The sequence below is a fragment of the Planococcus daihaiensis genome (assembly GCF_049262615.1).
Lineage (GTDB): Bacteria > Bacillota > Bacilli > Bacillales_A > Planococcaceae > Planococcus.
This window is the reverse complement of sequence record NZ_CP175504.1, coordinates 1,493,981-1,519,594: the sequence shown is the minus strand read 5'-3', so window position 1 is coordinate 1,519,594 and position 25,614 is coordinate 1,493,981. Positions and strand designations below refer to the sequence as shown.

Sequence of the window (25,614 nt, the reverse complement as noted above, 5' to 3'; positions counted from 1 at the left end):
GAAGGGAGAAAAGAGGCTAATTAAAGCACATCTTTTCTCCTTTTTGTTTGAAACAATGGATAGATGCCCAGCTTAGTTTTGCTTGTCGATAATCGCACTATTAAATCGTATATATTTGAAATGATTCACATAGAAAAAGGTTTAAGAACAACCAGGTTTCGGCTGTAAAACGTAAGTAATAAGCCTTCTGGCAAAATAGGATAGGAGTGCTTTTAATGAACTTAGAAGAATATGCATGGAACAAGCATGAGCAAAAAATAAAAGCAGAGCAAGAAGAATTTAAATATAGCAGCCCCAAAATAAAAATCATAGATAATATGGAATTAAGAAACCGAATTGAAGAGACTCTTGAAAAAATGCCGCAAAAATTTCTTGCTCAATGGGCATTGAGGGTAGCATCAGTGTATTTAGATCATCTCGACATTCATTTAAAAAACGATTCCCGTATAAATTTAGGGATGGAAACTTTAGAGAAACGAATAGAAGGTAACATAAGGGCGTATGATTTGAGAAAAGTTGGATTGATTGTAAATGAATTGGCTAAAGAATCCAGCTCTGATATTAGTAAGTATTCTGCACGTTCATTTGCTCAAGCAATTGCAACAGGACATATGCGAGGACATGCTTTGGTTAGCAGTGACTATGCAATAAAGGTGGAAAATCTTCTGACTGAGAACTCCTTGACTGCCTCAACAAAAGAAAGGACAAGGCAATTAAAGATAATAGATGAATTATTAAATAAATATAGATAAAGATGAAGATGAATCATCCCATGTCGATTAATAATCGAATAGAAAACACTATACTTATCTCAAATTGAAGTGAGTTTTACGAAAGAATAAATACAAGTTTACATGTCATGACGTTATCAGAATCCACAAAAAAGCAGAAAAGAGAGAAGATGCTAATCCAAATTGCATTTTCTCTCTTTTTCCGTCTTTGAACCAAAAAAATGACTTCCTAAATTTTAAAATATTAAAGATTTATTAGCCATTTTAAGGTAATCTGAAAGAGATAGTACAAAAGGAGTGTGACCAATGGAATGCAATAATTGTTCAGTTGCTGAGCTGAAGTTTGATATTAAGCTGGAAGGCGATTTGAATCTATCCCTGATGGAGAAAGTCGTCAGTCACTTGGAACGACGAGACATGGAGATTATAAGGAAAGACAATAGATTGCTTATGAACGAACGTGGCGCACAGGAATTTCTCGATTTCTGCCTTCACCATATGGAACCGGCGGGGGTGCAGTTTCGGATCGATAAAGGGGAATGGAATGTACTTGGCGAAATGGAACAGGTTTTTAAAACGGAGTGGATTGATGATGTAATCCGCAAGGAATTGCTCGTTTGCCATTACCAGCCCATCGTGACGGCGGATGAAGAGGTATTCGCTTACGAAATGCTTGCGCGTTTTCATCAAGAAGACGGCACGGTCATTTATCCGAATGAAATCTTCCCGGCTGCGAAATCGCGCAGCAGACTTTATGCGCTCGACCGGGTTTGCCGGATGGCCGCTGTTCGCCACTCTGCGGCAATAAAAGACGTGAAAGCGTTCATTAATTTCATCCCGACTTCGATTTATTCGCCGGAATTCTGCCTGCGGTCCACGATAAACCTGGCGAATGAGCTGGGCGTGGATCCACGACAATTGGTGTTTGAAGTGGTGGAAACGGAACAAGTGGATGACATTGCCCATTTGCGCGAAATTCTCGCTTTCTATAAGAAGAAAGGCTTCCAGTATGCGCTTGATGACGTCGGTGAAGGGTATAGCACGATCGAAATGCTGGCGGACCTGGAGCCTCATTATATGAAACTTGATATGCAGTATGTGCAAGGCGTTGCCGAAGATGCGGGCAAACAGGATACGGCGTTGCGATTCCTGAAGAAAGCGGTGGAAATCGGTTCGGTTCCATTGGCGGAAGGCATCGAGACGAAAGCAGATTTTGAATGGCTGAAAGAGCGGGGCTACGAATTGTTCCAAGGTTATTATTTCGGTAAACCGGCAAAAGAACCACAGGGAATTTCCACTGTTAGAGCGTAAAGCGAGCGTTTTTTGCAGTAAGTAGATTCGTTTCGGGTAAACTGAAAGAAAAGGGAGTGGTTGCTGTGCTGAGCATTGATCCTTATAAACAGACGGACCGTGAGAATTATAAATTGCTGATTGGATCGATTATTCCGCGTCCCATTGCTTTTGTCACCAGCAGGTCTGCGGAGGGTGTAGTTAACGCCGCCCCTTTCAGCTATTTCAATATCGTGTCGTCCAACCCGCCGATGCTGTCCGTTTCTGTGCAGCGAAAAAGCGGAGAAAAGAAAGACACTGCCCGCAATATTTTGGCGGGCAAGGAATTCGTTGTTCATATTGTCGATGAAGAGAACGTCTTCGAAGTCAATGAAACAGCCGCTTCCTTGCCGCGGGATCAAAGTGAAATCGATGTGACCAAGCTGACGTTGGTCGACAGCGAAGAAGTTGATGTGCCGGCTGTTGCGCAGTCGAAAGTCCGTTTTGAGTGCATCCTCCATCAGGCAGTGAACTTGCCGGGGGCGGATCTTCTCATCGGCCGCATTGTGCGGATCCATGTAGACGAAGCGATTTACAAAGACGGGCGCATCAATGCTGAGCTCCTCAAGCCGGTCAGCCGCCTGGCCGGAACAAATTACGCCAAACTGGGTGAAATTTTTTCATTGAAGCGGCCGGATTAAATTGAAATTTTATATGATGGGTCCGTATCGGAAAGAGCTGTTTTCCGATACGGGCCTTTTTTGAGTTCATTTTTGCTTGTTAAGAATGATGCACAGGTCAAAAGCTGGAGCGGATGTTTTTCGCTGTGCGAAAAACTCCAGGCCTTCGGAAGTCGCCGCGCAAGTGGCGGCTTTTTCAAATTTGGGGGTTGGATTTTTGGTGACCGCAACTAAAATGGCTGTAACCGCAACTAAATTAAGTTTAACCGCAACTAATTGATCGAGAACCGCAACTAAATTGTGAAATCGCGCAACTAAAATTAAAAATGTGGAAAATATTTCAAATCGTTGTTCGCTTTTTTATATTATAGCTTTGAATCATTGTCGATCACACCTCAAATGCGGCGAACCGCACCCCAAATCGATCAAGCCGCACCCCGAACGGTTTAACCCGCACCCCACGGACGCCAAGCCGCACCCCAAACAATCCAACCCGCACCCCACAAGCCAAACTCCGTACCTCAGCAAAAACATGACTCGATTAAAGAGGTATTCGTCGGTGCAGGTTGTCTTGAGGGTAATTTTATTCCCGACAGGGCTATGGTAAAATCGCTATCAGTCCAACTGTAAAGCGGGTGCTCTTGTGGAAATCATTCTGTTCATCGTAATTATCCTGACGGCGTCCATTCTTCAGACAAGTACCGGTTTCGGATTTTCAATTCTGGCAACACCGTTTCTGCTGCTGCTATTCCCTGTCAGTGACGCCATCCAGATCAATCTCGTCCTGTCCTTGCTCATTTCGGCGGCGTTGATCTCAAAAATCCGCCACGATATCGATTTCGACATATTAAAAAGGCTGATTATCGGCAGCATCGCGGGCATGCCCATCGGTATCGCAGTTTTTGTGGCGGCCGATATGGAGAAACTGAAACTCGGCATCAGCCTGGTGATTCTGTTGCTGACCCTTCTGCTGATCCTGTCATTTCGCATCCGGCAGACCCGTGGCCGTGATTTCCTGTTCGGCGGATTATCGGGAAGCCTGACAACGAGTATCGGCATGCCGGGGCCACCGTTGCTGTTGTATTTCTCGGGAACCAACACGCAGAAGGAAAAGCTGAGGGGAACGACGCTCGCTTTTTATCTGTTCATTTATTCCATCAGCCTGGTGCTGCAGATCTTCTTTACCGGCACCCACAAAACCGTCTGGCTTTCCAGCGCAGCGGCGATTCCGGTTGTGCTGCTGGGTCTTTATCTTGGCCAGCGCCTGTTTCATCGGATTGACCAGCGAACTTTCCGCTACGTCACGTATGCAATTCTGCTGTTTACAGGCGGGTACCTTCTGTTCGATAGTTTGGGCTGAGCTGCATGGCGATTATGACAATAAAAGCGGGGAGCCCTGCCGTTTCGGTAACATCAAATCGATGAAAGAATCCAAAAACGCCATCCCTCTTACCGTTTTCCGGTGAGTGGGATGGCGTTTGCTCGACTTCTATAATGAGGTCGTCTTTATAGAGCTTTTGCAGCTTGCCGTTTCTTTTCATTTTTATCGATGACACTTGACCCGACGAGATCACCTGTAACATTCAGCATGGTTGCGCCCATGCCGACCAGTGCGTCAATCGCAGTCAGCAGCGCGACGGCTTCCATCGGCAATCCGAGCTGCACGAAGACGGTGGCGATCATGACGATGCCCGCACCCGGGACACCGGCTGTTCCGATAGACGCCAGTGTCCCGACCAATACGACCATCAGCATGTCGGGTAAGGACAATGGATTGCCCGTCAAGTTGGCGGCGAAGACAGCGGACACGGCGATGCGGATAGCGGCACCGTCCATGTTGATCGTTGCGCCGAGCGGCAGGCTGAAGCCGTACAGACTTTTCGACAAGCCGAGATTGCGCGCGGCATCAAGCGACAGCGGCAATGTGCCGGAGCTGCTTTGCGTAACAAAAGCCGTCAGCATTGGCGTCCGCGCATGGCGGAAGAAGAAGCCGGGTTTAATTTTAAATGTAATCAGCAGCACGGTATAAATTACAATCTGCACCGCGATGGCGGCGTACAGCACGAGCACCATTTCGCCCAGCGACAACAGCGTATCTAGTCCCTGGCTGCCGACGACTTCCGCCATGATGGCGAAAACACCGACCGGCACATATTGCAGAATCACTTTCAACACGACAATTGTCGCTTCGTTCAAACCGTTGACGGTCTTATAGAGATGTTCCCCAAGATCTCCGAATTCGGAAGAGCTGCGCATATAGGAAATCGCCAATCCGAACGTGAATGCGATGAAAATGATGCCCAGCAGATTCATTTCCGTAAAGGCGGTGAAAATATTCGATGGCACAATGTTCAACAGCACATTGATGAAACCTGGGTTTTCCGGAACATCGAACGTCTCATTGCCTTGCAGCGACATGCCGCTGCCGGGCTGGAACAGGCTTGCGACAGAAAGACCGACGATAATGGCGAATGCGGAACTCAAAGTGTAATAGAGAAATACCTTTCCGCCCATCCGTCCGAGGTCATTCAGCCGACTTTGGTTGACGCCGACCATCAAAGTGAACAGGATCAGCGGGATGATCAGGAACGTCAGTAAACTCAGCAACAGATCCCCGAGAGGCGCCAGTACCGCTGCATCTTCGCCGAAAATCAGGCCGACCGCAACACCCAGGATCAGTGCAATGGTGATTTTAACAATTAAGGATGTATCCAAATAAGTTCTCCATAGGGCTTTCATGAGCTGCCTCCTTTAAAGTTATTGGTAAATAATTAATTCGTATAGTATTACTTGGGATTATTCATTACGATAGAGGAAGGGACAGCGGCTGTCAAAAGCATTGCTCAAAGCGGAGTCGAAGAACAAAAAAACCCCGCCGAAACGGCAGGGCTAAAATGTCTATAATCTTTTATGTGACATGGCTTCGCGCATATCCTGCAGCGAGGCCTTGCCGGCGTCGCTGCGGGCAATCATCAGATTCGTATACAGCGCATCGATCAGGCTCAGCTGGGCAATACGGGAGGACAGTGCCTCTGACCGGAAGTCGGTTTCCTCTGATATGGTATAAAGGCAAATATCCGATTCTTTCGTCAGCGGCGATTTTGCGAAATTCGTCAGGCAGATGATTGTCACGCCTTTGCTCCTCAACACATGCAGCACGTCCAGAATATCGCGCGTCGATCCCGAATGGGAAATGACAATTGCGGCATCCTGTTCGTTCATCTGGGAGGCTGACATGACCTGGACATGCGCGTCAAGATTCATCGCCACGGGTAATCCGAGACGGATGAATTTATGGTAACCGTCCATCGCGACGCTGGCGGAACCGCCATTTCCGAAGAATTCCACTTTGCGCGCGTTCAAAATGGTGGTGACAGCGTTTTCAATTGTTTCGCCATCAACTATCTGCAACGTCGCTTCCAGCGTTTTGATATTGGAACGGAAGACTTTTTCAGCAACTGTTTTGACTTCGTCGCCTTCTTCAATCTGTTCATGGATGTCTTTCAGCGGCGTTACGACTTCTGAAGCCAGGGAAATTTTAAAAGCCTGGAAACCTTTAAAGCCGATGCGCTGGCAAAAACGGAAAATGGTTGATTCCGCGATATTCAGTTCATCCGCAATCTGGTTAATGGTTAAATGGATGATATTGCGGGGGTCATTCAGGACGAAATCAGCAATCTTTTTTTCTTTATCACTGAATTGTGAATAGCTGCCGCGAATGGCTGCAAGCGCAAATTTTTGCTCTTTCATAGTAAATTCCTCATTTCTGGACCGTTTCATACTGGATATTATACTACACTTCCCTTGTTTAAGGAAAAAAATTTGATATAATAAAACCACTACGGAAAAAATTTCTACAAGGAGTGGTTAGAATGGAAATTGGTTTGATTGGATTAGGAAAAATGGGCTTGAATCTGGCCTTGAATTTAGCAGATCACGGGCACAAAGTGGTTGGATACGATAATTTTGCAAAGTTTGAAGAGGACAGCTTCGAACGTGTTTCTTCTATAGAAGAGATGGTAAACAGCATGCAGGCACCGCGCACCATCTGGTTGATGGTACCGGCGGGCGATATCACAGAATCGGTGATCGGTGAATTGCTGCCGTTGCTCCAAAAAGGCGATACATTGATCGACGGCGGTAACTCGAACTATAAAGACACGTTGCGCCGCGCGGCAATGCTGCAGGAACAGGGACTCTACTATTTCGACTGCGGCACAAGCGGCGGCACAGAAGGCGCACGCCACGGCATCTGCTCGATGATCGGCGGGGACGAAGAAAAGTTCAAAGACATCGAACCGCTTTTCAAAGACATTTCCGTTGCAAACGGCTACCTGTACACAGGCAAAGCCGGCAGCGGCCATTTCCTGAAAATGATCCATAACGGCATCGAGTACGGCATGATGCAGGCGATCGCAGAAGGTTTCGATATCCTCAGCAAAAGCCAATTCGATTACAATTACGAAGAAGTGGCGGGCGTCTGGGACAACGGTTCGATCATCAGCTCTTACCTGATGGGCCTTACCCAAAACGCATTTTCAAAAGACGCCAAACTCGACGACATCAAAGGCATCATGAATTCGTCGGGCGAAGGCCAATGGACGGTCGAAACAGCACTTGATCTGCAAGTGGCGGCTCCGGTCATCACAATGTCATTGATGATGCGCCACCGTTCACAGGAAGACGATACGTTCACAGGCAAAGTTGTGGCGGCGCTGCGCAATGAATTCGGCGGCCATGCAGTCGTGAAGAAATAATCGATAGAAACTGCGCCTTTGGTTTTATTCGCGTATAATTTCAGTATATGAAAAGGAGGGTTCCCATGGCTGAACCAGCGCATTATCTTGGAGTGGACATCGGGACGACTTCGACCAAAGCCGTTCTGTTCAATAAAACTGGCGGCATCCTGGCGACGGAGACGATTTTCTATCCGTTGCAGACGCCCACGCCGCTGACGGCAGAGCAGGATCCGGAAGAAATTTTCCGCGCGGTACTCGGCACCATCCGGGAAACAATCCGCAAAAGCGGCATTGATCCGGCAACGCTCAAGCTGGTGTCATTCAGCTCGGCGATGCACAGCCTGATCGCGGTCGGTGCGGAAGATCAGCTATTGACCCAAAGCATCACCTGGGCAGATTCGCGCGCGGCGAAACACGCCAAGCGCATCAAAGAAGAAATGGATGGGCACTCGATTTACCTGCGCACCGGCACACCGATCCATGCCATGTCGCCGCTGTCGAAAATCGTCTGGCTGAAAGAAGACAAGCCGGAGATTTTCGGGCAAACGGCCATGTTCGCAGACATCAAGAGCTTTGTGTTCCATAAATTATTCGGTAAATTCGTTGTCGATCATTCCATCGCTTCAGCAACGGGTTTGTTCAATCTTGAAAATCTCGATTGGGACAGCGGTGCCCTTGAAGTCGCGGGCATCCATGCCGGCCAATTGCCGCAACCCGTGCCCACGACGCACCCCTTGAGCGAGTTGGCAACGGAATATGCCGCATTCATGGGTCTTCCAAAAGATGTACCGTTCATCATCGGCGCAAGCGACGGCGTACTTGCCAACCTCGGCGTCGGTGCCATCGAGCCGGGCGTTGTCGCGGTAACCATTGGAACGAGCGGCGCAGTGCGCACCGTTTCACCGGTGCCGAAAACCGATCCGAAAGGACGGACGTTCTGCTACGCGCTTACCGCCGATCATTGGGTGATCGGGGGAGCGGTCAATAACGGCGGCATCATTCTCCGCTGGCTGCGCGATGAATTTGCGGCAGCGGAAGTCGAAACGGCAAAACGACTGTGCATCGATTCGTACGACGTGCTGACGCGCATTGCCTCAACCGTCAATCCGGGTTCCGATGGCCTGTTGTTCCATCCATATTTGACCGGCGAACGTGCACCGTTATGGGATTCCAATGCCCGCGGCTCGTTTTTCGGCCTGAGCATCCATCACGAAAAGCAGCATATGATCCGTGCCGTGCTCGAAGGCATCGTCTATAACCTGTACACCGTCTTGCTCGCTGTCGAAGAATTGACCGGCGAACCGACACTCATCAAAGCATCCGGCGGCTTTGCGCGCTCCGAAATGTGGCGCCAGCTGATGGCCGACATTTTCGGCCAACCGGTCACCGTGCCCGAAAGCTATGAAAGCTCATGCCTCGGCGCCGTCGTTCTTGGCATGTACGCGCTCGGTGAAATCGATGACTTCAGCATCGTCAGCGACATGATCGGCGACACTCATACTCATCAACCTGATCAAGCGTCCACTGACATCTACAAAGAACTCTTGCCGATCTTCATCCGGCTGTCGCGTCTTCTGACCGACGAATACGAAAGCATCGCCGACTTCCAGCGTAAACACCTGGGCTGACGCGAATAGAATCCGGTACCCCGGTTAGATGGGGTGCCGGTTTTTTTGTGGAGATAATGAAAGATTGTTCTTTATTATAGTAGAAAGCGTTAGAAAAACATCCAATGTTTAGAGAAAACCATCGCGGTTGCGAAGGTTTTTTCATATTGGGCGTTGATGGGTTTAAGGGTGGTGGGAGGGTTTGCTGGTAATATTTTCTTTAATTATTTAATAAATCTTTGAATGCCTGATGTGCAGGATTTGCGTGCGATTAAAATCATTTGCGTGCGATTAAGACCGGGTTGCGTGCGATTAAATCAAAATACGTGCGATTAAGTTCCGTTTCCGTGCGTTCAGCAGAATTTCTTCTAACAGAAACCTAAGTAGCTCCTTTGGAAAAAAATAATGGATAAAATTGCCGAACTTATCACAGACTTCATTGTCAGAAAACAAAAACAATTAGCTATAATTTACCATCTTGAAATGATACGATTAAAACAGAAAAAGCATCATCAAGGGGGAAGCGTGGATGGGGTTCGATGTGATCGTAGTGGGCGCGGGGTTGGCTGGATTGACGGCAACGGCCGAGTTAGCGGATGCTGGCAGGAAAGTGTTATTGGTGGACCAGGAACCTGAAGCGTCTTTCGGCGGACAGGCGTGGTGGTCGTTCGGTGGATTGTTTTTGGTCGACACGCCGGAACAGCGTCGCATGGGGATTAAAGATTCCAAAGAGCTCGCATGGCAGGATTGGTTAGGGGCGGCAGGTTTTGACCGAACCGATAACGAAGATTATTGGGGACTGAAATGGGCGCAGGCTTACGTCGATTTCGCAGCAGGCGAGAAGCGTAAATGGCTCGCCGGCATGGGTGTAAAATTTTTTCCGGTGGTCGGCTGGGCGGAGCGCGGCGGTTATCTCGCTGAAGGGCACGGCAACTCGGTGCCCCGCTTCCATATTGTTTGGGGGACGGGTCCAGGAATTGTAGAGCCGTTCGAACGCCGCATTCGCGAGCACATGAAAAATGGCCTCGTCGAATATCTTCCGCGCCATCAGGTGGACGGTTTGCTGACCGAAGGTGACGCTGTCACCGGAATCCATGGCTCAATTCTGGAACCGAGCGACGCAGCAAGAGGCGAAGTGAGTTCACGCAATAAAATTGGTAATTTTACATATAACGCAAAAGCTGTCGTTGTTACAAGCGGTGGCATCGGTGGCAATCACGATTTGATTCGCAAAAACTGGCCGGAACGCCTTGGCGAAGCGCCGAAAGAAATGCTGTCCGGTGTGCCGGAACATGTCGACGGGCGAATGCTTGCCATCACGCAACAGGCAGGCGGCCGCCTCGTCAACCGCGACCGCATGTGGCATTATACCGAAGGCATCAAAAACTGGAATCCGGTGTGGAAGAGTCACGGCATCCGCATTTTGCCTGGGCCTTCATCACTGTGGTTCGATGCTACGGGCAAGCGTTTCCCTGCACCGAATTTTCCGGGATTCGACACACTGGGCACTTTGGAGACTATCCAGAAAACGGGTTACAGCTATTCGTGGTTCATCTTGACGCAGAAAATTATCGAGAAGGAATTTGCCTTGTCCGGCTCTGAACAGAATCCGGATTTGACGGGCAAAAGCATTCCGCAGGTGCTGTCGCGTATCAAAAAAGGCGCGACGGCACCGGTCCAGGCTTTCATGGACAAAGGCGAAGATTTTATTGTCGAGGAGAATTTGGAAGATTTGGTGGCCGGCATGAACAATTTGACGGGTGAGAATTTGCTGGATGTGAAAGAAATCACGCAGCAAATCATCGCGCGCGACCGCCAATTGGACAATAAATTCACGAAAGACCTGCAGGTGACGGCATTGCGAGGTGCCCGGAATTACAGAGGGGACCGACTGATCCGCGTCGCCTCGCCTCATAAAATAATGGACCCTAAAAATGGTCCGCTCATCGCAGTACGCCTGAACATTGTCAGCCGCAAAACTCTTGGCGGCTTGCAGACGGATTTAAGCGCACGCGTACTCAACGACGCTGGTGCGCCAATTCCGGGTCTGTATGCAGCGGGCGAAGTCGCCGGGTTTGGCGGCGGCGGTGTGCACGGTTACCGTTCGCTCGAAGGCACATTTCTTGGTGGCTGCCTGTTTTCCGGCAGAGTGGCGGGGCGCGCAGCGGCGGAATTCAGCAACTGAAAATTGGATTTGTTTCTTACTCATTAAAAACTGATGGAAGGGGTGGTTGGATGAACAAAGATTATCTTAGGTTTTCGTATGCAATCTCAGCAATCTCAGTGATTATCGGATTACTGTTGATTTTCAATAGTGTTTCCAGAGGACAGGCCCTTGCGTCGGCCGAGATTAACCGGCAATTTGGAAGCATGGACACCGATCAATACAATATGGTTTTTGAAGCCGGCATCAACCAATTCCTGGTTTTGGGCGGGATTTTTGCAGGAAGCGGCCTGTTGATTGCCGTCCTGCTTTCGTATACTTTATTGCTCAGGTCCAAGCGGGACCTCGAGGAGGAAGATGTTCATGTATGACAATCATCCAAACAACCCCTTGTCGTGGCTGCCGTCGGATTTCAGCTGGAAATTGATTTTATTCCTTGTGGTAGCCGCAATCATTCTTTTTCTGGTCAATCTGTTATTGCGGAAGCTGTTGAATGTGGAGAAACGGAGTTTTTTAAGCCCGGGTTTTGTGAATGACCGGCATGAAAAGGTGGAATTTCGTTTAGGGATCATCGCTGCGGTTTTGGTGGCGGTGGTAACGATAAATAGCGGTTTTAGAGGTTTATATCCGTTGTATGCCACATTGGCTGCCGGACTGTTAATCACTTTATACCGCGCGTATATGGAGAAGAAATATGCGGAAAATCCTAACCAATATCTTTTCACATTACTGGATTTTACCATAGCGGTCGTGCTGGTCCTCAGTTTGGGAAGCTTCCTGTACCCGGATATACCGTTGTTTTAGAAACGAAGACAATAAAAGCTGAAAATGTTTCACGTGAAACATCTTTTTGTGCATATGATAATATTTTGTCTGATTCGATTGTGGAAAGGAAGTGAGTTTATGCGGGGTGAGAAGGTCCAACTGCATTTTTTAATGATGAAAGATGCAGAGGAAAAGCTGCGATTGGAGCTGGAGAATAAAACATTCTTCGAGGAATTCTCGGTCATCAACAGTGAGGATTTCTATACTTTATTGATGCAAAAAGAAGTGATTATACAAAGCGCAGAAAATCGGGAAGCAGGCAGGGAGTATAATTTCGGCATTTTTGAAAACGGCACCGATAAACTGGTGGGAACCATCAATCTTTTCCGCATTTTACGCGGTCCGCTGCAGAGCGCGATAATCGGCTATGCGGTCGACAAAAACTATAATGGCAAAGGCTACGCTACTGAAGCCATCGGGCTGATGGTGGATTATGCGTTCAAGGAATTGGGGCTGCACCGAATCGAGGCCGGCGTCATGCCGCATAACACGCCGTCAATTCGTGCGCTTGAGAAGGCGGGATTCGAACGGGAAGGCATTGCCAGAAAGAATGTGCAGATTAACGGCAAATGGCAGGATCATGTCGTGATGGCGATTATAAATCCGGAAGATGATTAGGGAGTAGTTGTATGAGGAGCAAAAACGACGTTTTGATGGCAATTGCTAAGGACGAGTGGATGCTGGATGTAATCCGAACTGTGGAGACACTGAAATTGCCGGATTGGTGGATTTGCGCCGGTTTTGTGCGCTCGAAAGTCTGGGATTCGCTGCATGATTACGCTGAAAGAACCCAATTGGGTGATATTGACGTCATTTATTATGATAAAGATAATTTAGATGAAGCGATGGAAAAAGAATATGAACATCAATTACGTTTGAAGATACCAGAACTGCCTTGGTCGGTCAAAAATCAGGCGAGAATGCATGAGATTAATAATATTAAGCCGTATTCGTCATCAGTCGACGCCATCTCCCGGTTTCCTGAAACAGCGACTGCACTAGGGGTAAGATTAGGTGCTCGAGGAAAGTTGGAATTGACGGCGCCGCATGGGTTAGAAGATATATTGGCAATGAAAGTACGCCCGACGCCTGCTTTTGAAAGTGATGAACAATTGATGAAAACTTATAGACAGCGCCTCGTTTCGAAAGACTGGACGCAAAAATGGCCAAAGCTGCAAGTGTTTAACAAAAATGACGAGCTGTAAAAGGGGTAAGGCATGAAAATCGAGTCGGAAAGATTAACATTTCGCCGCTACCAGGATCAGGATTTTCCATTTTTACAAGCGCTGACCGCGGATTCGGAAATGATGAAGTATATCGGCAGCGGAGAAACGCGTGACAGGGACGGGGCGCTGCGGTTTCTGTATTGGGTGTATGAAGGCTATAAGAGAAATTCTGATACCGGCCTTTTATTGCTGATAAGAAAGAGCGACGGGCAACCCATTGGGCATGCCGGTCTCGTCCCGCAGGAAGTGGACGGAGCAGCGGAATGGGAAATCGGCTATTGGATTGCCAAAGAATATTGGTCTCACGGTTACGCGACAGAAGCAGCAAAGACACTCCGCGACTATGCTTTCGGCAAACTCGGAAAAGAGCGTCTTGTGTCGCTGATTCATCCGGATAATGAAGGGTCGCAGAAAGTTGCTGGAAATTGCGGAATGATATTGGACAAAAAAAGTCTGCTATCAGGAAGGGTTGCATGGGTTTATGCAATTCACCGGGAGGAATGGCTATGAAATTCCCCGTTTTGGAAACAGAGAGGCTTCGGTTGATTCAGATTGGTCCGGAGCACATTGATGCGCTGTTTGAAATCTTATCGAAAGATGAAGTGACAAAATATTACGGAATGGACAGTCTTGAAGATCGGCTGATTGCGGAAAAAATGGTGGAGGCTTTTCAGTTTGGCTTTGAAACGCAGCGCAGCTATCGATGGGGTCTTGAAGTAAAAGAGACCGGTGAATTTATTGGCACAGTGGGGCTGAATAATTTGAACTTGGAAGCCAAAAAGACGGAAATTGGCTATGAGCTGCATCCGGCATACTGGCGCAAGGGATTGGCAAAAGAAGCGGTGCTGGAAGTGCTCCGTTATTCCTTCGAAGAATTAGGGATTTATCGCATGGGTGCCGTGACCTATCCGGCAAATGACGTATCGGGCGGCATGTTAAAAGGCCTTGGGTTCAAAGAAGAAGGGAAGCTTCGCGGTTATTTATACCAGCGGGGCAAATCGCATGACGCGCTGATCTTTTCGCTGCTGGAACCGGAGTGGAAGGCGATGAAGGAATCAGTCAGAAATTACAGGACGGAGCGATAACATGATGAAAGTCGTCGATACAGCCGGATATTTTCTGAATAACTATGACGGGACGATTGAATTTCTAAGAACATATTATAAAAAGTATCCGGAAATTTTCGGTGAGTATTTTGCTTATCATTGCAAAGACACGGAAGAGCGGCATCAGCGGTCGATCAAAAAATATCCGGAAACGATGGAGCACATTGAAGCGGCAAGATGGCGGCTGCCGGCAATTATTGAAGAAATCGCCACCGCTTATGAACGGCTTTACGGCATTGCGTTCCCGGTGGATGTCAATTTGCTGGTCGGCGGATTCGGGTCCAATGCCTATACATATCGGGAAATTATTCCGAATATCAGCTTCGCCCTCGAGAAGCTGTCGCCCGAACCGGACCATCTGCGAGTCATCGTTGCCCATGAATTCGGCCATGCGGCACACCACATCCTGTCAAACGGGGCAGGCATTGACTGGACGAAGGTCCAATGGACCAGCCCGCTGAACTGGCTTTACCAGGAAGGTGTGGCAATTCATTTCTCAAGAAAAACCGCAATCGGAATGGATGCTGCGATGTATTATTCGTTTAATGGAGAAGAGGAAGAATGGCTCAGCTTTGCTGAGCATAATGCCGCGGAAATAAAACGGGCTTTTGCAGAGGATTACCGAAAATTGGATTCCACTGAAATATTCAGGGAATGGTTTTCAATCAATGGAGGCACACGTTTTGGTTTCGAAAGGCTGGGATATTTCTTGGGAAATAATTTGTTCCAAAGCAAAATTGAAATATTGGGTGAACTGAACGCTGTTCTGGACTGGGGAGAAGAAGATTTTCAGGCGTCCGTTGAACAATGGCTCCTTGAAGAGAGATAAGAGTTTAATTGCGCGGGTGACTGTCACCTGTGAAATTCAGGAGGTGGCAAAAATGGACTATGTAAGAGACTTGAGAAAAATCGTAGGCACACGTCCGCTGATTCTGCCGGGCTCAGTAGTGCTGATTATCAATAAACAGAATGAGGTGTTGCTGCAGCACCGGACGGATGGCGGCTGGGGTTTGCCAGGCGGATTGATGGAGCTGGCCGAAAGCCTGGAGGGAACAGCGGCGCGGGAAGTGGAAGAAGAAACTGGATTAATCGTCGCGAATCTGCAGCTGGTCGGCGTTTTTTCAGGCCCGGAGTATTACATGAAAGTGCCGAATGGCGACGAGTTTTATTCGGTAACGGCTGTATATGCCACCAAGGATTACAGCGGTGACATGAAACCCAATCCCGACGAGTCGCAGGACCTTGGCTTTTATGCTTTTGACGAACTGCCAACAGGTCTAACGAAGTCATACAGGAATTTTATCGATGCTTATTTGGAGCGGTAAGCCACTAGTCAAAGCTGCGCAATGAAGGGAAAAAGCTTTTATTGATATGAGCGCTCCAGATAACTGCATCGATTAGGATATGTTAAAATTTAGGTAACAGAAGATATTGGAGGAAACTGCATGTTAAGTAAGCAAGGGTTCGATTTATGGGCAAACGATTACGACCGCACCGTTCAGTTGAGCGAAGAAAATAACGAGTATCCGTTTGCGGGATACAAGGAAATTTTGAATTTGATCTTCAATGAAGCGATGCAAAAAGAGGGCTCTGCTGTTCTGGATATCGGATTTGGCACGGGCGTTTTGGCGGCTAAACTGTATGAACGCGGCCACCGCATCGACGGCATTGATTTTTCAGAAGAAATGATTGCCATCGCACAGGAAAAAATGCCGGAAGCGCGGCTGATGCAATGGGATGTGACGAACGGCTTGCCGGAAACAGCGGGCAACAGCAGTTACGATACGATTATCAGCACTTATGCGCTGCACCATCTGACGGATGCGGAGAAAACGGTGTTTATCAAAACTTTGCTGGAGCGGTTGGAGCCGGGTGGCAAGATTTTCATCGGCGACATAGCGTTCCGGACGCGCGCGGACCTGGCGCAATGCCGTATGGACAATTTTAAATACTGGGATGAGGATGAATTCTATTTCGCCTACGATGAATTTGAGAAAGCAATCGGGGATATTTGCGTCAGTGAATTCCATCCGGTTTCGCATTGCGGCGGCGTCATTATTTTATCGAAATCAAACACTCACCTTTCGTCATAGAACAACATTAATACAAAACGGAGGAGTCCAGCCATGAAGTTTGCTGTGATAACGGATATCCATGGCAATGCACAGGCGCTGAAAGCGGTGCTCGCTGAGATCGATGCTGCCGGGGATATCAGCCATATCTATTGTCTGGGCGACATGATTGCCATCGGCCATGAAACGAATCAGGTGCTCGGGCTGCTGTTCGGCCGCGATGACGTTTCGATGATTACCGGCAACCACGATGAAGCCGTGCTGGCGCTCGCTGCCGGCCGGGAATATCCACGAAGCCATCTGCATGTGCTCGCTCATCACCAATGGATTGCGGACAATTTGGATTCCGGTTTTATCGGGAAACTCGAAAATTTGCCGCGTGTGATTCGTAAAGAATTCAATGGGCATCGTGTTCTTTTCACACATTACCATATGGAAAATCGGAAAGTGAATGCACCGATCAGCGATGATCCGTTTTCGCAGATCGTGGAACCGGACCTCGGCAATGCGGAAAAGATGTTCAAGGGCCACGATGAAAGCCTGATTTGCTTCGGCCACCACCATCCGCAGCATTTCTTCCGCAACGACCGGACGATTTACCTGAACCCCGGGGCTCTTGGCTGCAACCACAAATCCGAAGCGCCATATGCCGTCATCCAGTCGATGAATGATGGATTCAATATAGAGATTAAACAGGCAGCTTACGACAATAAAGCATTTCTTGAAGCATATGAAGCGCTGCAAGTGCCGGAGCGTGATTTCATCCTGCGCATTTTCCACGGCGGCCAATCGAGCAGTGCTCTTAAGAGCTGACAGTGAAAGGTTTATCAGTGGAATCTTAATCTTGCTTTCAGCAGTACACATCTCCAATACCTCGGGATGTGTTTTTTTGTGCATTTTTTCGGTAGCCTATCTATAAAAAAATACCCTTAATTTCCCTTTAATCAATAAATTTTTAATCAAATTACCATTTTTGGGAACTTTCTTCCTATTAATTCGTAAAAAGAGGAGTGGAAAGTAAAATACGGAGGTGCACGACATGTCAAAACCGGCAATGCAATTAGTGAATTTAAAAAAGACGATTGGCAGTAAACCGATTATTAAAGGATTGGATTTTGATATCAGAGCGGGCGAAGTGTTCGGATTTCTCGGGCCGAACGGAGCAGGAAAGACGACGACGATCCGGATGATGGTCGGGTTGATCGACATTACAGAAGGTGATGTGCTGATTGAAGGCAAAAGCATCAAGACGGATTTCAAAGGCGCCATCCAGCACGTGGGTGCCATCGTTGAAAATCCGGAAATGTATCCCTTCCTGAGCGGCTGGAAAAACCTGAAGCAATACGCGCGGATGGTCGACGGCGTAACGGAAGAACGTATCAAAGAAGTGGTATCACTTGTCGGACTGGGGAAGGCGATACACGAAAAAGCGGGCCGCTATTCACTTGGCATGCGCCAACGCCTCGGCATCGCACAGGCTCTTCTTCACCGGCCGTCGATCCTCATATTGGATGAACCGACGAACGGGCTGGACCCTTCTGGAATCCGAGAAATTCGGAAATACATACGCAATCTTGCGGAACAGGAAAATGTTGCGGTCATCGTCTCGAGCCATTTATTGACGGAGATCGAATTGATGTGCGACCGGATCGGCGTCATCAAGAACGGTGAATTGATTGCCATCGAAGATGTAAGAAGTGTTGAAAACGAAGAAGCGCTGAAAGAGGTCTATATCGAAGTGGAGCCGATGGAAACGGCTCAAGTTTACCTCGACAGCCATCTGGAAAATAAAGTCGGAGTCGGCAGCAAGGAACTTTCCATGTCGGTCAAACGGGAAGAGATTCCACAAATCCTGAAAAATCTGATGGAGCTGGGCATCAGCATTTACGGTGTACGCGTCCTGCAGGCGACGCTGGAAGATAAATTCTTTGACCTGATTGGAGAGAATACCATTGAGTAACTTACTGAACTTAATCTGGAATGAACAGATAAAATTATATGCCAAAAAAGGCACATGGGTGATGTTCGCAGTCTTGCTGGTCATTGCGATTGGCGGCGGTCTTATCACAAAATTCACGAGTGCAGAATCCGAATTCAAGGAATACGGTGATAACTGGCAGACTGAATTGCAGGAAGAAAATACACAGCTGACTGCCGAAATGCAAGACGAAGAATTTGGCGGCTTCATGAATGAAATGATTATTGAAGAAAACAATTATCATTTGGAAAACAATATCAAGCCGACACCTTATGACGGCTGGGAATATGTGCTCGAAAACAGCTTCCTGACGTCAATCATCAGCTTGTTTACCATCATTGTGGCGGCCGGCATTATCTCAAATGAGTTTAAATGGGGCACGATCAAATTATTGCTGATCCGGCCGATATCGCGGACGAAGATCCTCTTGTCCAAATACCTGTCAGTCCTCATTTTCGCCTTTTCGTTACTCGTGTTCCTGCTGCTTTCCTCGTGGATTGTCGGCGCCATCCTGTTCGGGCTGAACGGTTTGAATCCGGTGGTGGTTCAGGAGATGATGCCTGGTTATGTGCAAAACGATGTACTGGGTGAAATTGCAAAATCTTATGGCTTCAGTCTTGTGACACTTGTGATGATGGCGACTTTTGCCTTCATGATTTCCGCTATTTTCAGAAGCAGCGGAATGGCAATCGGCCTGGCGATCTTCCTGATGATGGCCGGCAACGCGATTGTGGCTTTCCTGGCGCAATACGAATGGTCAAAATACATTCTGTTCGCCAACACAAACCTGAACCAATACACGAATGGCATGGAACCGATGATTCCGGGGATGTCGCTGACTTTCTCGATCGTGGTGCTGGTGGTTTACTTCGTGATTTTCATTGGCGCAGCCTGGGCAGCCTTTACGAAACGGGACGTTGCAGGGAATTAAGTTTAATTTTGAATAAAAGCAATTAGGAGGAATAAGAAATGAAACGTACAGCAGAAATCGTATTGGGAATTATCGGAGCGTTAGGATTCGCTCTTTTAGCAGCACTTGGCGGCTTCGTGATCTGGATGCAGGACAATAGAGACTTTTTGGAAGAAGCAATGACCGGAACGGGCGATCCATCCACTGAGTTTTCAACGGAAGAATTTGAAACGATGCTCGATTTAGTTGGATCAGGCGGTTGGGTGCTATTAATTTCATCCATAGCTGCAATTGTTTTGGGCATTGTTGCAATGGTCTTACTGAAAGGAAATAAAAAGCCGGTCATCGCTGGTATCATCTTTATCGCGGTTGCGGTAATCGTCTCAATCGCTACAGCGGGCGGTGGAATCCTAGCCGGTCTATTCTACCTGATTGCCGGCATCATGTGCCTCGTGCGCAAACCAAAAACTACACTTGAAATGTAATTAATGAAATTAGGAGGCTTTTCGCTCAGCGAAAAGCCTCCTTTTTTGGTTTGGGGTTTAGTGAGAGGGGGAGATGTTGTGGTGGGGGACTTGCGTGCGATTAAAATGAAATGCGTGCGATTAAATGAGGTTACGTGCGATTAAAAATTTTTATGAGCGATTAGAAAAAAATATGCGCGGACAGAGAAAAATACGCGCGATTAAAAATTAATACGCGCGATTAGCCATCGCTTATGCGCGTTCCACAAAAAAGCCCCCTGGAAAATTTAATTTCCAGGGGGTTCCGCATACATTATTTCTGCTGTCTCGGGCGGATCAAGATTTCATTCACATCAACATGCGAGGGCTGCTCCACTGCATAACCGATGGCGCGGGCGATGTCTTCAGCCTGCAGAAACTCCATCGAAGGGCCGCTCGCAAATCCGGAAAGAATATCTTCGTCAGTAATCGTTTCCGCAAGTTCCGTCGCAACCGCACCCGGTGACACGATTGTCGCGCGGATGTTCATCGCTGGATCGAGTTCCTGGCGCAGGCCTTCCGTAATAGCGCGCACCGCGAATTTCGTACCGCTGTAAACCGCGCTGCCCGGTGTAATATCATGGCCGGCAACGGAAGAAATATTGATTATATGACCTTCGCCACGCTCTTCCATATGCGGAAGCACGGCCGCGATGCCGTACAGGACGCCTTTGATGTTGACGTCGACCATCTGGTCCCATTCGTCGATCTTCAATTTGTTCAGGAACGACAACGGCATCAAGCCCGCGTTATTGAGCATGACATCGATTTGGCCGAACTGCTCGATTGCTGCTTCCGCCAATGCTTTCATTTCAGCGGCTGATGTGACATCGGTCACTTTATACGCCGCGCGTCCGCCGGCATCTTCGATTTCTTTTTTCAATTCAACGAGGCGGTCTTCACGCCGCGCCGCCAACATCACGGAAAATCCGCGCGTCGCCAATTCTTTTGCTGCTGCTTGTCCGATGCCGCTGCTGGCACCGGTGATGATTGCTGTTTTGCCCATCATCGACTCACTCCATTTCTGTATGCTAAATTGCCTTTTATGAAAATAAAACAGGCAAGGAGCCTTCACGAGGTCCCTGCCTGTTAGTGTACGCTTATCACTTTTTCAATTCAATTTTGACGTCGCCGTTGATGTAATTCGGATAGGCGAACAGGTCAACTCTCACTGGGTTGGCGTAGCCGTTATCATCAAATCCGATGTTAATTGACTGCACACCATCATGTGGTGTAGACAATCCGGAATGCTGCATACCCATTTGTTCACCATTAGCATCAGAAATTTTCCTGTCGAGTCCGTAAGGGAATCCATCCTCTGAATCAATTTTTAATGTTACTTCAAATCCGGTACGTTTGGATTGGATCAGCTCCAATCGGTTGTCTTTCGGACTATGGAGCAATAGATCCTTATCGGTATCGACCAGGAAATAAGAATCGTCAAAATCCACTGCCTGCATCTTATTAATGCGCAGATAAAGTTCTTCCGGCGCTTCGAAATAATTGCTTTGAAGGTAAAAAGTCATTTCACCTTCATTGATATCCCCAGAGGCGGAGAGGCCATTTAAAATCGAACCCCATATTTCCCCGTTTTCATCTTCAAGGCGCATATCCTCAAATTGTAAAATCTTTTTTGTGTTGTCCGGATGGAATGATAGTTTGACCCCTACACGCAACGGGTGAACAATCATTTCTTCAACGGTAAACTTTTGCCCCTCCACTATGACTTCTTCATTTACTGCAAAAGTAACACTCGGTGCCACATTCTCAGGTACTGTGAATGGAATAGAGAAATCAAAATCTTCACCATCCAGGGTAACTTCCAAATCAAGTGTGAAATCAAGACTATCAAATTTCAATGGTTCCTGAAAGTTGAATCCCAATATATCCGTATAGATTTTTGGCGAATCTTCCTGGGTCACCGGATGATTATATGAAACAGCGCCAAGAGGAATTTCCTGCTGATTCTTCAAAGCTGGTGTGTGGATAACAATATCCTCCATCTCCACAGCCGACTCAATCGTGTAAAAAATATTCATCCCCGACTCATCCAATATGACCCCATCTATCGTCAGCGTCGCACTGCCAATCGTTTGCGATTCGCCAATCGGCTGATAATATTCATTTTCGAAAGCAGCATTCAAACCCTTATCATTTTGAATCAGCTCCACAAATTTCTCCATACCCGGAATCGAAGCTACCGCATTGGCAAAAGCGGGGGACACACGAATCGTCGTGGCTAACGTTAAAATGAGCAACGCTGCAGCAGCCAAACTCCAAAGCGTCCGTTTCCGCTTAGCCCGCGATTGCATCTTTTCGCGTTTGGCTCGTTCCATTCCCTGCATGATCGCACCATCCCCTGCTTCCAAAGGGAGAGGGACCTGCTGGAGGCGATCTTTGAAATCATTCAATTTCTGTTCCTCATTTTCATACATTGTCCATCTCTCCTTTGCCTTCAAAATGGCTGCGCAGCGTCCGCAACGTTTTATGCAGCCGCGATTTCACGGTGCCTTCCGGAATCTTTTCGATTGCAGCAATTTCTTTGATTTTGACGTCCTGAAAATACTTCATATAGATCAATTGTTGCTCATCAGCAGACAACGTACTTAACGCTTCCTGCAATTCCAGCTGGGTGGAATCGTCGCAAACCGCAGAGTCAGCGGCTTTCCCATCCCTTACGTAACGTCCGTCTTTCTTTAATTGATCCTGGCAATAATTGATCATGATGCGAATCAGCCAGGTTTTTGCGTAGGCTGGTTCTTTCAATGTATGGATTTTCTTGAATGCGCGGTACGTCGTTTCCTGCAACGCTTCGAGCGCCTCATGCTCATTTTTCAGAAAAGCCAAAGCCGTTCGCAGCAAAGCTTCTTTATGTATTTGCATCAACGCGACAAATGCTTCCTCGTCGCCTCCAATCGCTTTTCGGGCGACATCAATTTCGTCCACCGCCAACACCTCATTTCTCTCTTGTTACACATTAGACACAGCAACGCCGAAAAAGTTCATGGGAAATAAATTTTTTTATTGCCATAAAAAAATCCCGGTTCCAGAACCGGGGCAACGCTAGTCTTCTGCCCGGACGTTCCGGGCTCTTTTTAGAATGAACCAATTCATGAAAAGATAACCGGGATAAAGGAGAAGCACAAGGCCGTAACTGAATAGCCAGTGAACATTGCCGTCTGCTGCTTCAACGGTCATGGACTGGAACCAACCGAAAATCAGCATCAGACAGAGTAGGCTGGCGATGAAAATACTGACAAAGCCGATAAAAAGGTTCTCGGAAATTTTGGTGACAAACCAGGCAATCACCATGCACAGGACAGCTGCAGCGGCCAGAAAGAAAATGTACAAGTTCAGAACCGTATCCACATCCACCCGCATTCCTCCTAAAATCATTTTAGAATTTGCAATTGGAATCGTTATGAGTAATTTTATAATAAATTCATTTTACCTCATTTGCCAGAAAATAGGGACACGTAAATATATTTAAGTCCAAATATTCCGAAATTTCATTGTAAATAGAGTTTGTGGGCGGTAAAATTTACCTGAGCAGCTATCAATATACAAGAGAAGGTGCAAAACATGAATCTCACGGCAGAACCAATGACGAGAGGAGCAACTTGCAGCTCCACAACCAAAGGAGATGGATGGAATGATCGATTACGTCATTAAAGCGCAAAAAGGCTATGCCGATAAAATTGGTGAACTGGTTTCGATGCTTGAACATGCACGTGCAGTCACCTTGTGGGAAATCGGTGGACTGGATGAACAGGATCTGGATCATTTGCAGACACGTGACGGCAATTCGATTGGCGCTTTGTTGATGCACATTGCTTCGATTGAAAGGGTTCATCAGGTGATTTCCTTCGAAAAGCGGGATTTCTCTGAAGAAGAAATGGCGAAATGGGCTTCTGCGATTGATCTCGGAGAAGAAGGACGGCGAGATATCAAAGGGCAGCCGCTGGAATATTATCTGGAAGAATTGGCAGAAGTCCGTAGGGAAACACTGAAACAGTTGAAGTCGAAGGATGAAACCTGGCTGTTTGAAGAAAACACCTGGCCAAACGGTGTCGTCTACAATAATTATTATCTTTGGTTCCATGTGCTCGAAGATGAAATCAGCCACCGTGGCCAAATTCGGATGCTGAAACGGGGACTAAAGAAGAAACAGAGAGAATAGAAACAATGACGTTTCGGCATTGTTCGCAGACATAAAAAGGGGAGTATTTGCAGTGAAATTATTGGGTACAATTATAGCATGTACGATACTGGGATATTTATTACTGTTTTTCGGCCCGTTTTTCGGCGGGTTATTGGCATTTGGGATTATACTCGGCATCCTGGTCAGGGGACTGATTTTGGTGAGTGAGATGCATAAGCTCATGGCAGCGAAGGAACCAAAAAAATCAGTCCTCGATGAATATCTGGAGGAAAGAAACAGAAAAGAAAACGGCACCCAACTAAAAGAATAATGAGTTTTAAGAACCAATTTTAAATGTGTGACGCATAGGGTATAGAAGCAGTGATAAGCGGAATAAACTGAAGAGGAAGTGCCCATCGATGATTAAGTTGCGTTATTTCGACCAGGCCGACTTTAAGCAATTGATTGACTGGGTGGAGACACCTGAATTTATGCTCCAATGGGGAGGCTCGAGTTTCATCTTCCCGTTAAACGAGTTTCAATTGGAAGAATACCTGAAAGGCGCAAACGGTAAAAATTCCGCATCTTATATTTACAGTGTGGTCGATGCCGAAACGGAAGCATTGATTGGCCATATTTCCCTTACCCGTATCGACATGAACAATCGTTCTGCGCGAATTGGCCGCGTATTGATCGGCGATCCCGATGCGAAAGGGAAAGGAATTTGCAAAGAGATGATGCAGCAGACGCTGGCAATCGCATTTGATGAACTTCAGCTTCACCGTGTAACATTGGGTGTCTTTGATTTCAATAAACCCGCAATCGCCTGTTATGAAAGGACTGGATTTCAAAAAGAAGGGTTTATGCGCGACCATCAAAAATTTGACGACGAGTATTGGAGTCAATGGGAAATGGGCATACTGGAAGATGAGTGGCGGAAAATAGCTAAATAAGGGATTATCTTGCGATATGGAGAAGAAAAGCCGAAGCCGGGTGAAAGTAACCCGTTCGGTTGACTGGTACAAAAATGCAAACAACAATCAAAATCACACATCAATTCGCAGGGGGTTAACAGCCTGTTACACGCGAATCCGTGTGCTTTTTTTCGTTCATAAGGTTTTATTTCACCATCACCTAAAAAGTAAGGCTGCTGACTATAACGACTTCCGTTTCCTATCGCAAAACTTTAAAAACAGATCCGAAAATGTATAATAATATGCACCTCGTTTTCTGAGAAATCCTTTTAATTTCGGATTTTCACTTCGGGGTGTATTTTATTCATTAAAAGTAATTTGGTCTTTATTTGGAAAAAATGTATAATACAGATAATGAAATTATAAGCTTGAATTTAAGGAGGAATTAAGATTAACAAGGCAAATAATTCGATTTATCTTATTATAAGTCTAGTAGTTTCTTTATTGATGATATCCATCGATCCTATTGCTAATGCAACATCAGAAGCAGTAGCTGGTTTACTGATATATCTCATTTTATTTGGAGCAGCTATAACTTTGATTTATTCAATACTGTTTATTCTAAACAAAATTAAGCGAAATATTGTTTCTATAATTGCTTTTGCTATTACTTTAATTAATATTGTAATTATTATTTTGGTATTAATTTTTGGTTCACTTTTAACTTGAACTGTGCGATTCACGGATAC

29 protein-coding genes are annotated in these 25,614 nt (G+C 47.0%); 23 read left to right on the top strand and 6 right to left on the bottom strand.

Annotated features, from left to right (window positions below):
- The first annotated feature begins 215 nt into the window (after window positions 1-215).
- From DHX103_RS07260 to DHX103_RS07245, 4 genes are all read left to right on the top strand, one after another.
- Window positions 216-752 carry a putative immunity protein gene (locus tag DHX103_RS07260; RefSeq protein ID WP_422124605.1) on the top strand — a complete coding sequence of 179 codons (537 nt, stop codon included), beginning with the start codon at window positions 216-218 and terminating at the stop codon, window positions 750-752.
- 285 nt (window positions 753-1,037) lie between these two features.
- Entirely contained in the window at window positions 1,038-2,042 is a 1,005-nt protein-coding gene (locus DHX103_RS07255) for an EAL domain-containing protein (protein ID WP_422124604.1), read from the top strand.
- 65 nt (window positions 2,043-2,107) lie between these two features.
- Window positions 2,108-2,701 carry a flavin reductase family protein gene (locus DHX103_RS07250; RefSeq protein WP_422124603.1) on the top strand — a complete coding sequence of 198 codons (594 nt, stop codon included), beginning with the start codon at window positions 2,108-2,110 and terminating at the stop codon, window positions 2,699-2,701.
- Between the two features lie 622 nt (window positions 2,702-3,323).
- Window positions 3,324-4,040, top strand: coding sequence for a sulfite exporter TauE/SafE family protein (locus DHX103_RS07245; protein WP_422124602.1), 717 nt, complete (start codon window positions 3,324-3,326; stop codon window positions 4,038-4,040).
- A 146-nt stretch (window positions 4,041-4,186) separates the two neighbouring features.
- Here DHX103_RS07245 and DHX103_RS07240 read toward each other — a convergent pair whose 3' ends face one another.
- On the bottom strand, window positions 4,187-5,419 hold the full coding sequence (locus DHX103_RS07240; RefSeq protein ID WP_422124601.1) for a dicarboxylate/amino acid:cation symporter: 1,233 nt from the start codon (window positions 5,417-5,419) through the stop codon (window positions 4,187-4,189).
- Between the two features lie 159 nt (window positions 5,420-5,578).
- Window positions 5,579-6,430, bottom strand: coding sequence for a MurR/RpiR family transcriptional regulator (locus DHX103_RS07235; RefSeq protein WP_422124600.1), 852 nt, complete (start codon window positions 6,428-6,430; stop codon window positions 5,579-5,581).
- 122 nt (window positions 6,431-6,552) lie between these two features.
- Here DHX103_RS07235 and gnd point away from each other — a divergent pair, with 122 nt between their 5' ends.
- From gnd to DHX103_RS07155, 16 genes are all read left to right on the top strand, one after another.
- Window positions 6,553-7,437, top strand: a complete 885-nt coding sequence (gene gnd, locus DHX103_RS07230; protein ID WP_422124599.1) for a phosphogluconate dehydrogenase (NAD(+)-dependent, decarboxylating) — start codon at window positions 6,553-6,555, stop codon at window positions 7,435-7,437.
- A 65-nt stretch (window positions 7,438-7,502) separates the two neighbouring features.
- A complete protein-coding gene (gntK, locus tag DHX103_RS07225; RefSeq protein ID WP_422124598.1) occupies window positions 7,503-9,047 on the top strand; it encodes a gluconokinase in 1,545 nt (514 codons plus the stop codon).
- A 508-nt stretch (window positions 9,048-9,555) separates the two neighbouring features.
- Window positions 9,556-11,211: an FAD-binding dehydrogenase gene (locus DHX103_RS07220; RefSeq protein WP_422124597.1), complete on the top strand. Its 1,656-nt coding sequence runs from the start codon at window positions 9,556-9,558 to the stop codon at window positions 11,209-11,211.
- A 50-nt stretch (window positions 11,212-11,261) separates the two neighbouring features.
- Complete coding sequence (locus tag DHX103_RS07215; RefSeq protein WP_422124596.1) at window positions 11,262-11,561, top strand: hypothetical protein; 300 nt, start codon at window positions 11,262-11,264, stop codon at window positions 11,559-11,561.
- A complete protein-coding gene (locus tag DHX103_RS07210) occupies window positions 11,554-11,994 on the top strand; it encodes a DUF4181 domain-containing protein (protein WP_422124595.1) in 441 nt (146 codons plus the stop codon). The genes DHX103_RS07215 and DHX103_RS07210 overlap by 8 nt, the downstream gene beginning before the upstream one ends.
- A 99-nt stretch (window positions 11,995-12,093) precedes the next feature.
- Complete coding sequence (locus tag DHX103_RS07205; RefSeq protein ID WP_422124594.1) at window positions 12,094-12,633, top strand: GNAT family N-acetyltransferase; 540 nt, start codon at window positions 12,094-12,096, stop codon at window positions 12,631-12,633.
- Window positions 12,634-12,644: 11 nt separating this feature from the next.
- Complete coding sequence (locus DHX103_RS07200; protein ID WP_422124593.1) at window positions 12,645-13,220, top strand: nucleotidyltransferase family protein; 576 nt, start codon at window positions 12,645-12,647, stop codon at window positions 13,218-13,220.
- Window positions 13,221-13,232: 12 nt separating this feature from the next.
- Entirely contained in the window at window positions 13,233-13,751 is a 519-nt protein-coding gene (locus tag DHX103_RS07195) for a GNAT family N-acetyltransferase (protein ID WP_422124592.1), read from the top strand.
- Window positions 13,748-14,326, top strand: a complete 579-nt coding sequence (locus tag DHX103_RS07190; protein ID WP_422124591.1) for a GNAT family N-acetyltransferase — start codon at window positions 13,748-13,750, stop codon at window positions 14,324-14,326. Before DHX103_RS07195 ends, DHX103_RS07190 begins: the two co-directional genes overlap by 4 nt.
- Before the next feature lies 1 nt (window position 14,327).
- Window positions 14,328-15,176, top strand: coding sequence for a hypothetical protein (locus DHX103_RS07185; RefSeq protein ID WP_422124590.1), 849 nt, complete (start codon window positions 14,328-14,330; stop codon window positions 15,174-15,176).
- A gap of 52 nt (window positions 15,177-15,228) precedes the next feature.
- A complete protein-coding gene (locus tag DHX103_RS07180; protein WP_422124589.1) occupies window positions 15,229-15,672 on the top strand; it encodes an NUDIX hydrolase in 444 nt (147 codons plus the stop codon).
- Window positions 15,673-15,792: 120 nt separating this feature from the next.
- Complete coding sequence (locus tag DHX103_RS07175) at window positions 15,793-16,440, top strand: class I SAM-dependent methyltransferase (protein ID WP_422124588.1); 648 nt, start codon at window positions 15,793-15,795, stop codon at window positions 16,438-16,440.
- Between the two features lie 33 nt (window positions 16,441-16,473).
- Window positions 16,474-17,232 carry a metallophosphoesterase family protein gene (locus DHX103_RS07170; RefSeq protein ID WP_422124587.1) on the top strand — a complete coding sequence of 253 codons (759 nt, stop codon included), beginning with the start codon at window positions 16,474-16,476 and terminating at the stop codon, window positions 17,230-17,232.
- A 226-nt stretch (window positions 17,233-17,458) separates the two neighbouring features.
- Window positions 17,459-18,379 carry an ABC transporter ATP-binding protein gene (locus DHX103_RS07165; RefSeq protein ID WP_422124586.1) on the top strand — a complete coding sequence of 307 codons (921 nt, stop codon included), beginning with the start codon at window positions 17,459-17,461 and terminating at the stop codon, window positions 18,377-18,379.
- Entirely contained in the window at window positions 18,372-19,328 is a 957-nt protein-coding gene (locus DHX103_RS07160) for an ABC transporter permease (protein ID WP_422124585.1), read from the top strand. The genes DHX103_RS07165 and DHX103_RS07160 overlap by 8 nt, the downstream gene beginning before the upstream one ends.
- A gap of 38 nt (window positions 19,329-19,366) precedes the next feature.
- A complete protein-coding gene (locus DHX103_RS07155; RefSeq protein ID WP_422124584.1) occupies window positions 19,367-19,792 on the top strand; it encodes a DUF4064 domain-containing protein in 426 nt (141 codons plus the stop codon).
- Window positions 19,793-20,084: 292 nt separating this feature from the next.
- Here DHX103_RS07155 and DHX103_RS07150 read toward each other — a convergent pair whose 3' ends face one another.
- The 4 genes from DHX103_RS07150 to DHX103_RS07135 form a co-directional block, all read right to left on the bottom strand.
- On the bottom strand, window positions 20,085-20,816 hold the full coding sequence (locus tag DHX103_RS07150; protein WP_422124737.1) for an SDR family oxidoreductase: 732 nt from the start codon (window positions 20,814-20,816) through the stop codon (window positions 20,085-20,087).
- A 97-nt stretch (window positions 20,817-20,913) separates the two neighbouring features.
- On the bottom strand, window positions 20,914-22,245 hold the full coding sequence (locus DHX103_RS07145; protein WP_422124583.1) for a DUF4179 domain-containing protein: 1,332 nt from the start codon (window positions 22,243-22,245) through the stop codon (window positions 20,914-20,916).
- Window positions 22,238-22,756, bottom strand: coding sequence for a sigma-70 family RNA polymerase sigma factor (locus DHX103_RS07140; protein WP_422124582.1), 519 nt, complete (start codon window positions 22,754-22,756; stop codon window positions 22,238-22,240). Before DHX103_RS07140 ends, DHX103_RS07145 begins: the two co-directional genes overlap by 8 nt.
- A gap of 117 nt (window positions 22,757-22,873) precedes the next feature.
- Complete coding sequence (locus tag DHX103_RS07135) at window positions 22,874-23,185, bottom strand: hypothetical protein (RefSeq protein ID WP_422124581.1); 312 nt, start codon at window positions 23,183-23,185, stop codon at window positions 22,874-22,876.
- A gap of 277 nt (window positions 23,186-23,462) precedes the next feature.
- On the opposite strand from DHX103_RS07135, the gene DHX103_RS07130 reads away from it, so the two are divergent.
- From DHX103_RS07130 to DHX103_RS07120, 3 genes are all read left to right on the top strand, one after another.
- Window positions 23,463-23,990: a DinB family protein gene (locus tag DHX103_RS07130; protein WP_422124580.1), complete on the top strand. Its 528-nt coding sequence runs from the start codon at window positions 23,463-23,465 to the stop codon at window positions 23,988-23,990.
- A 52-nt stretch (window positions 23,991-24,042) separates the two neighbouring features.
- A complete protein-coding gene (locus DHX103_RS07125) occupies window positions 24,043-24,282 on the top strand; it encodes a hypothetical protein (RefSeq protein WP_422124579.1) in 240 nt (79 codons plus the stop codon).
- An 88-nt stretch (window positions 24,283-24,370) separates the two neighbouring features.
- Window positions 24,371-24,904, top strand: a complete 534-nt coding sequence (locus DHX103_RS07120; RefSeq protein WP_422124578.1) for a GNAT family N-acetyltransferase — start codon at window positions 24,371-24,373, stop codon at window positions 24,902-24,904.
- Window positions 24,905-25,614 lie beyond the last annotated feature (710 nt).